The 13,643-nt window shown below is 67.7% G+C and carries 11 protein-coding genes; 10 read left to right on the top strand and 1 reads right to left on the bottom strand.

Annotated features, from left to right (window positions below; genetic code table 11):
• The first annotated feature begins 5 nt into the window (after positions 1-5).
• The 10 genes from CHB86_RS21650 to CHB86_RS21695 all read left to right on the top strand — a co-directional run bounded on the left by CHB86_RS21650 (position 6) and on the right by CHB86_RS21695 (position 11,314).
• On the top strand, positions 6-1,244 hold the full coding sequence (locus CHB86_RS21650; RefSeq protein WP_089235208.1) for an ABC transporter substrate-binding protein: 1,239 nt from the start codon (positions 6-8) through the stop codon (positions 1,242-1,244).
• A gap of 100 nt (positions 1,245-1,344) precedes the next feature.
• On the top strand, positions 1,345-2,268 hold the full coding sequence (locus CHB86_RS21655; protein WP_089235209.1) for a carbohydrate ABC transporter permease: 924 nt from the start codon (positions 1,345-1,347) through the stop codon (positions 2,266-2,268).
• A gap of 1 nt (position 2,269) precedes the next feature.
• Positions 2,270-3,115: a carbohydrate ABC transporter permease gene (locus CHB86_RS21660; RefSeq protein WP_089235210.1), complete on the top strand. Its 846-nt coding sequence runs from the start codon at positions 2,270-2,272 to the stop codon at positions 3,113-3,115.
• Entirely contained in the window at positions 3,112-5,196 is a 2,085-nt protein-coding gene (locus CHB86_RS21665; protein ID WP_089235211.1) for an alpha-galactosidase, read from the top strand. Before CHB86_RS21660 ends, CHB86_RS21665 begins: the two co-directional genes overlap by 4 nt.
• 87 nt (positions 5,197-5,283) lie before the next feature.
• Positions 5,284-6,054, top strand: coding sequence for an SDR family NAD(P)-dependent oxidoreductase (locus tag CHB86_RS21670; protein WP_089235212.1), 771 nt, complete (start codon positions 5,284-5,286; stop codon positions 6,052-6,054).
• Positions 6,051-6,959: a 2-dehydro-3-deoxygalactonokinase gene (locus tag CHB86_RS21675; RefSeq protein ID WP_089235213.1), complete on the top strand. Its 909-nt coding sequence runs from the start codon at positions 6,051-6,053 to the stop codon at positions 6,957-6,959. The genes CHB86_RS21670 and CHB86_RS21675 overlap by 4 nt, the downstream gene beginning before the upstream one ends.
• Positions 6,956-7,561, top strand: coding sequence for a 2-dehydro-3-deoxy-6-phosphogalactonate aldolase (locus CHB86_RS21680; RefSeq protein ID WP_089235214.1), 606 nt, complete (start codon positions 6,956-6,958; stop codon positions 7,559-7,561). Before CHB86_RS21675 ends, CHB86_RS21680 begins: the two co-directional genes overlap by 4 nt.
• A complete protein-coding gene (locus CHB86_RS21685; RefSeq protein ID WP_089235215.1) occupies positions 7,558-8,418 on the top strand; it encodes an SMP-30/gluconolactonase/LRE family protein in 861 nt (286 codons plus the stop codon). The genes CHB86_RS21680 and CHB86_RS21685 overlap by 4 nt, the downstream gene beginning before the upstream one ends.
• Positions 8,415-10,319 carry a beta-galactosidase gene (locus CHB86_RS21690; RefSeq protein WP_089235216.1) on the top strand — a complete coding sequence of 635 codons (1,905 nt, stop codon included), beginning with the start codon at positions 8,415-8,417 and terminating at the stop codon, positions 10,317-10,319. The genes CHB86_RS21685 and CHB86_RS21690 overlap by 4 nt, the downstream gene beginning before the upstream one ends.
• Positions 10,316-11,314, top strand: a complete 999-nt coding sequence (locus CHB86_RS21695) for an aldose epimerase family protein (RefSeq protein WP_089235217.1) — start codon at positions 10,316-10,318, stop codon at positions 11,312-11,314. Before CHB86_RS21690 ends, CHB86_RS21695 begins: the two co-directional genes overlap by 4 nt.
• Before the next feature lie 113 nt (positions 11,315-11,427).
• Here CHB86_RS21695 and CHB86_RS21700 read toward each other — a convergent pair whose 3' ends face one another.
• Positions 11,428-13,602 (bottom strand): esterase-like activity of phytase family protein, encoded by a 2,175-nt coding sequence (locus CHB86_RS21700; protein WP_089235218.1) that lies wholly within the window; start codon positions 13,600-13,602, stop codon positions 11,428-11,430.
• Positions 13,603-13,643: the final 41 nt, after the last annotated feature.

The following is a 13,643-nucleotide window of genomic DNA, read 5'->3' on the forward strand; positions in this document are numbered from 1 at the left end:
ACCAAATGCGTTCCATCTTTACCGTGTCGGTCTCGGCGATTGCCGTGATCGCGGGATCGGCTGCCTTCGCGCAGGAACGGACGGTCAAGTACTACGGCGACTTCGACCCGGCCCCTCTGGCCGCCATGCAGGAAGTCATCGCCGACTTCGAAGCAGCGAACCCGGACATCAAGATCGAGTTCCAGAACTTCGACCACGAAGGCTACAAGACCTCGATCCGCAACTTCCTGACCGCGGAAGCGCCGGATCTCGCCAACTGGTACGCCGGCAACCGCATGGCCCCCTTCGTCAATTCGGGCCAGTTCATGGATGTCTCGGATGTCTGGGAAGAGCACGGCCTGAAAGAGTCGTTGGCCTCCGCCCTGCCCTCGATGACCATCGACGGCAAGCAGTGGGGCGTGCCCTATACCTACTACCAGTGGGGCATCTATTATAACAAGGAAGCCTATGCCGCCGCCGGCGTCGAGGTTCCGGAGACATGGGACCAGTTCATCGAGAACTGCGCCGCCTTCAAGGAAGCCGGCATCGACTGCGTGACCACGGGCACCAAGGCGCTGTGGCCCGGAGCCGGCATCTTCGACTATCTGAACATGCGGACCAACGGCTACGAGTTCCACATGGCGCTCGCCAACGGCGAAGTCGAATGGACCGACGACCGCGTGAAGGCGACCTTCGCCGAATGGGCCAAGCTGGTGGAACCGGGCTACATCACCCAGAACCACGCCGCGCTCGACTGGCAGGACGCCGCCGCGCTTCTCGTGCAGGGCAAGGCCGCGAACTACGTCATGGGCAACTTCGCCGTCGCCGTCTTCAAGGAAGGCGGGATGACCGACGAGACCCTGGGCTTCCTGCCCTTCCCGACGATCAACCCCGACGTGCCGCGCGCCGAAGAAGCGCCGACCGATACCGTGCACATCCCGTCGGGCGCCTCGAACGTGGAAGACGCCAAGAAGTTCCTGGCCTATCTCGCCGGCCCCGACGCCCAGACCAAGATCAACGCGGCCATGGGCCAGCTGCCGATCAACAAGGACGCCTCCGTCAACGAGGACGACCCGTTCATCAAGGCCGGCTTCGAGCTTCTGTCGACCACCCCGGGCGGCATCGCGCAGTTCTTCGACCGCGACGCGCCGGCCGAGATGGCCAAGATGGGCATGGAAGGCTTCCAGCAGTACATGGTGCAGCCGGATCAGCTCGACAACATCCTCGAGCGGCTCGAGAAAGCGCGTCAGCGCATCTACAAATAGGCCTCGAGCCTGATCCCGTGTGGCCGGTCCATCCGGCCACACGATTCCCGTCGGCCCCGCGCCGACCATCGGTCCATCCAACAATCGAAGGGGTGCGCGCATGACCCATGCAGGCACGCAATCGCGTCCGCAGCATCGCTCCTGGTGGCGCGAGAACCAGCAGAAGCTGACGCCCTACATCTTCCTGATCCCCGGCGTCATCTTCTTCCTCGTCTACGTCATCATCCCGATTTTCGAGAGCTTCTGGCTCTCAGGTTTCGACTGGGATGGGCTGGGCGAGAAGGAATGGATCGGCTTCTCGAACTACCAGGAACTGTTCGACGACGACGCCTTCTACACCTCGCTCAAGAACAACGTGATCTGGCTGGTGCTCTACATGCTCGCCGTGCCGGCGGGCCTCGGAATCGCGATCTTCCTGAACCAGAAGGTCCGCGGCATCCGCGCCTACAAATCCCTGTTCTTCTTCCCCTTCGTGATTTCGCAGGTTGTCGTGGGCCTGATCTTCGCCTGGTTCTATGCGCCCAACTTCGGTCTCTTCTACAAGCTGATCGAATGGGCGACCGGCTCCGGTATCGCGGTGCTCGCCGACCCGGACCTGGTGACCTACGGCATCATCGCAGCCGGTCTCTGGCCGCAGATCGCCTATTGCATGATCCTCTACCTCACCGGCCTGAACGCCGTGGATCCCGAGCAGATCGAGGCCGCACGTCTCGACGCCGCCAAGGGCTTCAAGATGCTCTGGTACGTGATCCTGCCACAGCTGCGCCCAGCCACCTTCATGGCCGTGGTCGTGACGGTCATCGGTGCGCTGCGCTCCTTCGACCTTGTGTCGATCATGACCGACGGCGGCCCGTTCGGCTCCAGCCGCGTGCTCAGCTTCTACATGTACGAGCAGGCGCTCTCCGAATACGGCTACCGCATGGGCTACGGCGCTGCCATCGCGGTTGTTCTCTTCCTCATCATGATGGTCTTCATCTCCGGCTTCATCTGGAAGATGGTCGACGACGAACGGAAAGGGCTCTGACATGTTCCCCCGTCCCATCGAACAGCAATCCCGCGCGGTCCAGATCGGCTACCAGATCGCCCTCCCGCTGGCGCTGATCCTGTGGCTGCTGCCGCTGATCGGCGTGGCGATCACCAGCGTGAAGCCCGCATCCGACCTGGCGGCCGGCAACTACTTCGGCCTGCCCTCCGCGCTGGCATTTTCCAACTACGGCGACGTGTTCACCAACTCGCCGATCGGCCAGTACATCTGGAACTCGTTCAAGGTGACGATCCCCACCGTCATCGGCACACTGATCCTGAGTTGCCTCACCGGCTTCGCGCTCGGCATCTACAGGTTCCGCGGCAACATCTGGATCTTCTTCATGTTCGTCGCGGGCAACTTTGTGCCGTTCCAGATCCTGATGGTCCCGGTCCGTGACATGACCGTGAACCTCGGCCTCTACAACACCACCACCGGCTTGGTTCTGTTCCACGTCGCCTTCCAGACCGGCTTCTGCACGCTCTTCATGCGCAACTTCATCCGTGCCCTGCCGAAGGAGCTGATCGAAGCGGCGCGGGTCGAGGGGGTCAGCGAATTCCAGATCTTCTGGTACGTCGTGCTGCCGCTGATGAAGCCTGCCATCGCGGCGCTTGCGGTGCTGATCTTCACCTTCATCTGGAACGACTATTTCTGGGCGACGGTTCTGACCACCTCGAAGGAAACCCAGCCTGTCACCGCCGGTCTCTACTCGCTCAACGGCCAGTGGATCGCGCAATGGCAGCTGGTTTCGGCCGGCGCCATCATCGCCGCCCTGCCGCCGGTGGCCATGTTCTTCCTGATGCAGCGGCACTTCATCGCCGGCCTGACCCTCGGAGCCGTGAAATGACACGAACCTGGCGGCTCGACACGCCGCGACAGACGCTGGTGCTCGGAGCCCGATCCGACAGGCTGGCGGAAGTGATCTACTGGGGGGCAAACCTGCCCGAGAACGAGGACCTCGCGGTCCTCGTTTCCGCCTGCGAGCTCGACGTGACTGGCGGGATGATCGACCGCAACCCGGATCTCTCGATCTGCCCGGAGACCTCGCGCACCTTTCCCGGCCAGCCCGGCATGGAGATCGCCGAGGCCGACGGCACGCCGCTCGCCCCCGCGTTCCGTTTCGTCTCCGCGGAGGAAGCCCCGGGCCGGCTGACGCTCAGCTACGCAGACGCCGCCCTCGGACTGCGTTACAGCGCGCAATTCGAGACCACTGCGGACAGCGACATGATCGCGGCCCGCGCCGCCGTCGAGGCCGACCGGCCGCTGCGCCTGAACTGGCTTGCCGCCCCGGTGCTGCCGGCGCCGCAGAACGCGACGGAGATGATCGATTTCGCCGGCCGCTGGATCGGCGAGTTCCGCCCCGTCCGCACGCCCTGGGACGCGGGGATCCGGATGCGCGACAACCGCACCGGGCGTACCGACCACGCGCATTTCCCGGGCCTGATCCTGCCCTGCCGCGGCGCGACCAACACCCGCGGAGCGGCCTATGCGCTGCATTACGGCTGGTCCGGCGGGCACAGGATGCTCGCCGAAGAGCTGCCGGACGGCCGCCGCCAGGTCCAGTTCGGCCACGCCGCCCATTCCGAGCTGGCGCCTGCCTCCCGCTTCGAGACGGCGACGCTCTATGCCACCTTCTCGGACACCGGCCTCAACGGCTGCGCCACCAGCTTCCAGCGCCACCTGCGCGATCACCTCGTCACCTGGCCGCATCCCGATCGGCCGCGGCCGGTGCACTACAATTGCTGGGAGGCGATCTATTTCGACCACGACATCCCGACCCTCCGGCAGATCGCCGACAGGGCGGCCGCGCTCGGCGCCGAGCGGTTCGTGCTGGACGACGGCTGGTTCGGGCTCCGCGACGACGACACGTCCTCCCTGGGCGACTGGGACATCGACCCGCGGAAGTACCCCGAGGGTCTCGGAGCGCTGATCGATCACATCCACGGCCTCGGCATGACCTTCGGGATCTGGTTCGAGCCGGAGATGGTCAACGAGGACAGCGACCTTTTCCGCGCCCATCCCGACTGGCGGCTCGGCCCGGCGGACCAGATCCCCGGCCGGCAGCAGATGGTGCTCGACATGGCCCGGGCGGATGTGCGCGACCACCTCTTCGGCAAGATCTCGGCCGTGCTCGGCGGCTGCGCGATCGACTACGTGAAATGGGACCACAACCGCGTCCTGCCAGCCCCCGATGGCGCACAGGCACGCGGTTTCTACGCCCTGCTCGACCGGCTGCGCGCCGCGCATCCCGACGTCGAGTTCGAAAGCTGCTCCTCTGGCGGCGGGCGGATCGATTTCGGCGTCATGCGGCGCGCGCAGCGGGTCTGGCTGTCGGACAGCAACGACGCGCTGGAGCGGATGCGCATCCAGCACGAGGCCGCGCTGTTCCTGCCGCTCGCCGTCACCGGCTCGCATGTCGGGCCACGGCATTGCCACACCTCGGGGCGCAACCTCGACATCCGCTGCCGCGCCTGGGTGGCGGCGCAGCGGCACATGGGCTTCGAGATGGACCCGCGGGAGCTCTCCGAGGAGGAGGCCGCCGTGCTGAAGCAGGTCACCAGCTGGTGGAAGGCCAACCGCGACTGGATGCGCGGGGCGGATATCCTGCGGCTCGATCACGCCGACCCCACGTTGATCGCCGAGGAGCAGCTCGCACGCGACGGCAGCCGATTTGTCGTCTTTGCCGGCCGCGCGGCGAGCCCGGCACAGATCGCCCCTCGCCCGCTGCAACTGACCGGGCTCGAGCCTGCCGCCCGCTACCGGGTGGACCTGGCGAACCGGGCGGAAGTGGTCGGCCTCTCGCGCGGCACCCCGGCGCTCAAGGCCGGTCCGCTCGAGATGAGCGGCGCCGCGCTGATGCAGGCCGGGTTGGCCCTGCCGTGGAGCTTCCCCGAAACCATCTGGGTCATCGAGGGCCGGAGGCTCTGAAATGTCCCGCGCGACCGTCCGTCTCGTTGCATTTTCCGGGCATTGGAGCAGGCATGTAGCGCATGGAGCATTGCCGAGGAGACTCGCATGAGCGACCACCCGATCTTTCCCGATCTCGCAGGCGCATCGGTGTTCATCACCGGCGGCGGCTCCGGCATCGGGGCGGCCCTGACCGAGGGCTTCCTGCAGCAGGGCAGCCGCGTGGCCTTCGTCCAGCGATCGGACGCCGGCGCTTTCTGCGACGAGATGGAGCGCCGGACGGGCAACCGTCCGCTGTTCCTGCCCTGCGACATAACCGACACCGCCGGCCTCAAGTCCGCCATCGAGGCGGCCGCGCAGGCGCATGGCCCGGTGCGGGTGCTGGTGAACAACGCCGCCAATGACCAGCGGCACGACACGCTGGAGGTCGACGAGGCTTTCTGGGACGCCTCGATGGCGATCAATCTCAAGTCCTACTTCTTCGCCGCTCAGGCGGTGATCCCGGGGATGCAGGCCGCCGGCGGCGGGTCGATCGTCAACATGTCCTCGATCAGCTACATGATGGCGGACTGCGGCTATGCCCCCTACATCACAGCGAATGCCGGCATCACCGGTTTGACGCGGACGCTCGCGCGCGAATTCGGCCCCGACAACATCCGCGCCAACGCGGTGATGCCGGGCATGGTGGTGACCGACCGGCAACTCGAGAAGTGGTTGACGCCGGAAGGCATGGAGGCACACATCGACCGGCAGTGCCTCAAGCGGACACTTGCGCCCGACGACATGGTCGGGGGCGTTCTTTTTCTCGCATCCAGCGCGTCTGCAGCCATGACGGCGCAGGCGCTGGTGCTCGACGGTGGGGTGGTGACGACAGGATGAGCAGATTGGACTGGATCGCAGTTGACTGGGGCACCTCGTCGCTCCGGGCCTGGGGGATCGGTACGGACGGCTCCGTGCTCTGGGCCGAAAGCTCGCCGACCGGCATGGGCGGCCTCGCACCGGAGCAGTTCGAGCCGACCTTCCTGGCGCTGGTCGCCCCGCATGTCGGCCCCTCGGAGCGGATCGAGGCGATCGCCTGCGGCATGGTCGGCGCGCGGCAGGGCTGGGCCGAGGCAGGCTACCGAGCGGTGCCCTGCACCCCGCTCTCTCCCGATCTGACCGCCGCCCCGACGAGCGACCCGCGCCTGAGCTTCCGGATCATCGGCGGGCTCAGCCAGGCCGATCCGGCCGATGTGATGCGCGGCGAGGAAACCCAGATTGCCGGCTTCCAGGCGCTCAACCCGAAGTTCGACGGCGTGATCTGCCTGCCCGGCACCCATAGCAAGTGGGTCCATGTCAGCGCGGGCGAGGTCGTGAGCTTCCAGACCTTCATGACCGGCGAACTCTTTGCCGCGCTCGCCGGCCACACTGTGCTGCGTCATTCGGTCGGCGGCGAGGACTGGGACGACGACGCCTTTGCCGAGGCCGTGGACGACGCGGTCTCGCGCCCCGAGAAGCTGGCCGCGCGCCTGTTCGGCCTGCGCGCCGAAGGGCTGCTCAATGGCCTGCCCGCGGCCGCCGCGCGGGCGCGGCTCTCGGGCCTGCTGATCGGAGCGGAACTCGCCGCCGCCCGCCCCTACTGGCTGGGCCAGAACATCGCCATCGTCGGCGCCACCGGGATCTCCGGACGCTACGGCGCGGCGCTGTCCGGCCTCGGGGTCACGGCGACGCTGGCCGATGGCGACGCGATGGTCCTGAAGGGCCTGATCGCCGCCCGGTCGAACACCACGGAGATACCCACATGAGCCGCCCCATCATCGCCATCCTGCGTGGCATCTCGCCCTCCGAGGCCGCTCCCGCCGCGCTGTCGCTGCTCGACGCGGGCATCGACAGGATCGAGGTTCCACTCAACTCGCCCGACCCGCTGGAGAGCATCCGCGAAATGGCCGTCGCGGTGGGTGACCGGGCGCTGATCGGCGCGGGCACCGTGCTCACCGTCGCGCAGGTCGAGCAGGTCGCCGAGGCCGGCGGCAAGCTCGTGGTCTCGCCAAACTGTGTGCCCGAGGTGATCCGGGCCACCAAGGCGCTTGGCATGGAATCCTGGCCGGGCATCTTCACCCCGACCGAGGCCTTCGCCGCACTCGAGGCAGGCGCCGACGGACTCAAGCTCTTTCCCGGCAACATGGCCGGACCGGACGGTCTCAAGGCCTTGCGCGCCGTATTGCCGCCGAAGACGGAGGTCTACGCCGTTGGCGGGGCCGGACCGGAGAACTTCCAGACCTGGCTGAGCGCAGGAGCCGACGGGTTCGGCATCGGCTCGGCGCTCTACACCCCGGGCATGGACGCCGGAGACATCTTCGCCCGCGCCACCCGGATCGTGCAGGCCTACGACGCCGCAACCTCATGACACGGATCTTCGACCCCACCCCCTGCCGGCTCGGCGAGGGGCCGCTCTGGCATCCGGCGCTCGGTCAGCTCTTCTGGTTCGACATCCTCGACCGCAAGCTGCTGACGCGCCGGGACGGCGACACCCGGGTTTGGCAATTCGACGACCACGTCTCGGCCGCCGGCTGGCTCGACGAGACGGCGCTTCTGGTGGCCTCCTCGAGCGCCCTGTTCCGGTTCGAGCTCGAGACCGGCGCGCGGGAAGACATCTGCCCGCTCGAAGCCGACAATCCCGATACCCGCTCCAACGATGGCCGGGCCGATCCCTGGGGCGGCTTCTGGATCGGCACGATGGGCTTCAACGCCGAAGACGGCGCCGGGGCGATCTATCGCTACTTCCGCGGCGAATTGCGCAGGATCCTGCCCGGCATCACCATCCCCAACGCGATCTGCTTCGACCCCGATGGCGGGCACGCCTGCTATTGCGACACCCGCGAGCACGTCATCCGACGGCTGCGTCTGAACGAGGCCGACGGCTGGCCGGAGGGCGAGTCCGAGGTCTTCATCGACATGCGGGAGCATGACTGGGGGCCGGATGGCGCCGTGATCGACGCCGACGGCAGGTTCTGGAATGCGCAATGGGGCGCCGCGCGGGTCGCCGTCTACGACCGCGACGGCCGCCTGACCGAAACCGTCCCGCTCGGCGCGCACCAGACCTCCTGCCCCGCCTTTGGCGGCGACGACCTTTCTACCCTCTTCGTGACCTCCGCCCGCGATGGTCTTCCCGAAAGCGCCATCGTCGCGCGGCCCGAAAACGGCATGACCTTCGCCGTCGAAGCTGTCGGCAAGGGCCAGCCCGAACACAAGGTGATCCTGTGAAACCTGCACTCGGCGTCTGCTACTACCCCGAACACTGGCCGGAGGAGATCTGGGCCGAGGACGCGGCCCGCATGGTCGAGGCCGGCCTCACTTGGGTCCGGATCGGCGAATTCGCCTGGTCGCGGCTGGAAGCGCAGCCGGGGCAGTTTACCTTCGACTGGCTCGACCGCGCGATAGAGACGCTCGGCACCGCCGGGCTCAAGGTCGTTCTCGGCACACCCACGGCCACGCCGCCGCGCTGGATGGTCGAGAAGCATCCCGACATGCTCGCCGTCGACGCCGAGGGCCGGCCGCGCAAGTTCGGCTCGCGCCGTCACTATTGCTTCAGCCACCTCGGGTACCGCGAGGAATCCGTCCGCATCGCCCGGATCCTCGGCGAACGCTACGGCCGCAATCCGCATGTGCAGGCCTGGCAGATCGACAACGAATACGCCTGCCACGACACGACCGTCAGCTATTCCGCCGCTGCCATCGCCGGCTTCCGCAACTGGCTGGCGCAGAAATACCAGTCGCCGGATGCGCTGAACCGCGCCTGGGGCAACGTCTTCTGGTCGATGGAATACGCCGATTTCTCGGAGATCGATCCGCCGGCGCTGACCGTGACCGAGCCGAACCCCTCGCATGTGATGGATTGGCGCCGCTATTCGAGCGACCAGGTCGTCGCCTACAACCGGGTCCAGGCGCAGGCGCTGCGTCCGCTGACCGACGCTCCCCTTATCCACAACTACATGGGCCGCGTGCTGGAGTTCGACCATTTCGATACCGGCGCCGATCTCGACATCGCGAGCTGGGACAGCTACCCGATCGGCTTCCTGTCCGACCGGCTCGAGGACACCGCCGAACACAAGCGCCGCTTCCTGCGTCAGGGCGACCCGGACATGCAGGCGTTCCATCACGACCTCTACCGCGCCGTGGGGCGCGGCCGCTGGTGGGTGATGGAGCAGCAGCCCGGCCCCGTGAACTGGGCCCCGCACAACCCCGCCCCGCTGCCCGGCATGGCGCGGCTCTGGGCCTGGGAAGCCATTGCCCACGGCGCGGAAGCGGTCTGCTACTTCCGCTGGCGGCAGGCCCCCTTCGCACAGGAACAGATGCACGCCGGCTTGCTGCGCCCGGACAGCGCCCCCGCTCCGGCGCTTGCAGAGGCCGCTCAGGTCGCCCGCGAGATCGAGGAAATGCCAGACGTCACCCCGGCGCAGGCCCGCGTGGCAATCCTGTTCGACTACCCCTCGTCCTGGGCGTGGGAGACCCAACCGCAAGGCGCCGACTTCGACTATTTCCGCCTTGTCACGGAGGTCTATCGCGGGCTGCGCCGGCTGGGCGTCAACGTCGACATCCTGCCACTCGCCGGCGCCGACCTCTCGGCCTACAAGCTCGTGCTCGGCCCCGGCCTCTTCACCCTTCCCGACGCGCTGCGCGCGGCGCTCGCGACCCACAGCGGGCTTGCCATCCTCGGCCCGCGCACCGGCACCCGCACGCCGAACTTCGCCATCCCTGTGCCGCTGCCTCCGGCGCTCCCGGGCCTCGACACCACGATCGCACTCACCGAGAGCCTGCCCAACGGCGCGGAGGAACCGCTGGAAGCCGGGGGATGCATCGGTCGCTGGCTCGAACGGCTCGAAGGCAGCGCCGAGGTCGTGGAGCGGACAACGGCTGGCCAGCCGGTGCTGGTCCGCTCCGGTGGCCTGCATTACCTCGCCGGCTGGCCGGACCCGGAGGCGATGGTTCGTATCCTGCGCAGCGCCTGCGCCGAGGCCGGCGTCGCCACGACCGACCTGCCGGACGGCCTGCGCATCCGCGACACTGCCACCCATCGCTTCTACATCAACTACGCGCCCGAACCGCTGAACCACGATGGCGTGACCGTGCCCGCGGCAGGCGTCACCTGGACGCCGTTCCGATGACCCGCGCGCCCTTCGGCAGCACCCGGTCCGGCACCCCCGTCGAACGGATCACGCTGAACAACGGCGCGATGCGGGCCAGCGTGCTGACCTACGGCGCGACGCTCCAGAGCCTCTACCTTGACGGGCTTGACCGGTCGCTGACCCTCGGCAGCCCCGACCTCGCCGGCTACGCCTCCGGCGCCTTCGGCTATTTCGGAACCATCGTCGGTCCCGTCGCCAACCGGATCGGCGGCGCAACGACCCGGTTCCGGGGGCGCCGCCTCGACTTCGAACCCAACGATGCCGGCGTGAACCACCTGCACGGCGGCAGCACCGGGCTCGGCGGCAAGGTGTGGCAGGTCGAGGCCGCCACGGACACCCGGCTCCTGCTCAGCTGCACGGCGGCCGATGGCGAAGGCGGCCTGCCCGGCAACCGGCGCTTCGAGGCCGAGTTCACCCTGGGCGACGGCCTGGACCTTACCCTGGCTCTCCGGGCGACGAGCGACGCGGCGACGCTCGCGAACCTCTGCAACCACAGCTACTGGAACCTCTCGGGAAACCCGACCTTCGACGGCCACACGCTCCAGGTCGCCGCCCGCGCCTACCTGCCCACCGACGCCACGGCCCTCCCCACCGGCGAGGTCCGCCCTGTCGACGGAACGCCACTCGATTTCCGCGCGGCCCGTGTCCTCAGCCCTGCAGACGTGTTCGATACCAACCTCTGCCTCGCCGAGGCGCGCCGCACGCTCGCGCCCGCCGCAACCCTGACCGCGCCGGACGGCCTCGCCATGACGCTGGAGACGACCGAGCCCGGCCTCCAGCTCTACGACGCCCGCCACATGCCCGTCTCCGGCGCGGAGGGGCTCGACGGCCGCCCTTGCGGCCCGCGATGCGGTATCGCCCTCGAGGCGCAGGGATGGCCCGACGCGCCCAACAAACCCGGCTTCCCAAGCATCGAGCTCGAGGCGGGCGAAACCTCCGAACAGGTGACGCGCTTCCACTTCTCGCGCCCCTGATCTTCCTGGCTCAAATACCCTCGCCGAAGGCACGCGCGCAGCAGCGCGCGGAACGAAACGGGGCGCCCGGTCTCCCGCGCGCCCCGTCCGAATTTCCACCTGTCAGGCAGGGATCACTCGGCCATGCCGATCGAGAAGAACAGCGTCTCGCCGGAATGGTCGTCGATGCCGTCGTTGTCGGTCGAGACGAAAATCTCGCCGGTCGCGTCGATGGCCAGGCCCTCAACCTTGTCCTGGACGTAGCCGTTGAGCTGCAGCAGGTCAGGGATCAGGTCGCGCACCTCCTCCTTGCTCACCACCGGCAGTTCGCCGCCGAGCGCAGCCGGCACCATCTCGGCAGCCGGCACGCGGTAGACCTTCTTGGTCACCGCCGCATCGCCGATCAGGTTGTCGCGCTCGACGACGTAGACCCAATCGCCATGGGCGACGATCTCGGACAGACCGACCCAGCCGGAGTCCGGCGCGGCCTTCGGGTAGTGCACGGCGCCCCATTCCCCGGTCTCGAGGTTGTAGGCCACGAGCTTCGCGTGATGCATCGGATCACCGCCCCACTCACGCTGAACCGCCATCCAGAGCGTGTCGCCGATCTTGGTGACACCCTCGAAGCCGAAACGGGTCTCGCCGACCAGAAGCTCTGCCGGCAGGCCGATCTCTTCCTCGATCGCGCCTTCGGCGTCCACGCGGTAGAGCGCATGCGGGATCACGTGGTCGGTGCGGCCCTCGGAGGCGAGCCAGAAGCCGCCGTCGCCGTCGAGCGCGATGCCTTCCAGGTCGAGCTTCTGGGCCGGCTGCCCCTCGCGGGTCACGCGGATCGCCTCGACGATCTTTGCCGGATGGCCGGTCGCGTCGATCTTGAAGATCGTCGGCTGCATCCCGTAGAAACTGTCGTTCACGGCGTAGATCATGCCGGGAACCTCGGCGTCCGCGACCATGCCCGAGATCGCGCCCCAGCCGACCGGCGCACCGTTCTCCATGGTGATGCCCCCGGAAGTCAGCATCGGGTAGGCGGCGTCGCCCTCGGCCATCTCGAAGATCATCACATGGGCACGCACGCCGCCGTCCGGGCCAAGGTCGGTCTCGTTGGCGGAGACCAGCAGGTTGCGCTCGGGGATCGCCACGTAGCCCTCGGGCCCGATGCCGGAGGGAAGCAGCTGCTTCAGCACCGGGGCGGACGGGTCGGTCGCGTCGTAGACGCCGACCACCGAGGCACGCTCGGCGCCGATGAAGATGTAGGGCGTGCCGCCGAAGGTCGCGACCTCGACCGACTCGGGCTCGACGCCCTTGTTGCCCGAACGGCCCTCGGGATAGTGGCCGATCTCCGCCACGGCATACTCGAACGACGCGCCGTCCTCGTAGACGACCGAGCCGTCCTTGCTGAAGATCGTCCAGCCACGCGAGCCGCCGTCCATGTCGCCTTCGTTGGCGGTGACGAAATAGTCGTCGTCCAGCCACTTCACGGCATCGGGTTCGCGCAGGCGGCCCATCTGCTCGCCGTCGAAGGTCAGCGCGCCTTCCTCGTCGACATCGATGTTCTCGAGGTCGACCCCACCAGCGGAGAAGTTCGCCAGCAGCGTGCCGTCACGGGCAACCACGGCGATGTGGTTGTTCTCCTGCAGCGTCACCACCGTCTCGCCCAGACCGTTCACGTCGACGAATTCCGGCTCCGGATCTTCCGGGGCGACCTCGGCCAGGCCGGTCAGCTCGACCGTCTTCAGCGTATCGCAGACCGCGGTGTTGTCGGCGGCATCGATCATCGCGAGGAACCCCGCGGGCATCTGGCCCACGCGGCCGTCGCCGGCTTCCTCGTCGCGCTCGTTCTCGATGGCCACGACGACATAGGAGCCGTCCTTGGCCGCGGCCACCGAATCCGGCTGACCGCCCAGATCGCAGGTGCCGACGATCTCCTTGCCCGCAATGTCGATCACCGCGAGGTGGCCCGAGGGGTCGGTGTAGCTCTCGGAGGTGTTGACGCCGACATAGGCGCGGTCGCCGATGATCGCGACCGAGGTTGGCTCACCGTCCAGCGCGATGTTGCCCAGCGGCTTCGGCGCCGCGGCATCGGTGATGTCGATCAGACCGATCACGCCAAGCGGGCTGTCCGTGTAGACCAGCGTCATGCCATCCGGCGTCGCCGCGATGATCTCGGCAGAGGTCTCGCGCGCGGCGTCTTCACCCTCGGCCATGTTCAGCGGCGTTGCGAAGGAGGCGATGCGATTGAAGGTCATCTCCGCATGCGCCGAGCCGGCGACAAGAGCCAGCACCGAGCTGACGGTCAGTAGTCTGTTCATAGGGAACCCCCGTTGGATTTCACGGGGGGATCTGTGGCCAC

This window comes from Tropicimonas sediminicola (genome assembly GCF_900188335.1).
In the GTDB taxonomy this organism is placed as follows: Bacteria; Pseudomonadota; Alphaproteobacteria; order Rhodobacterales; family Rhodobacteraceae; genus Tropicimonas; species Tropicimonas sediminicola.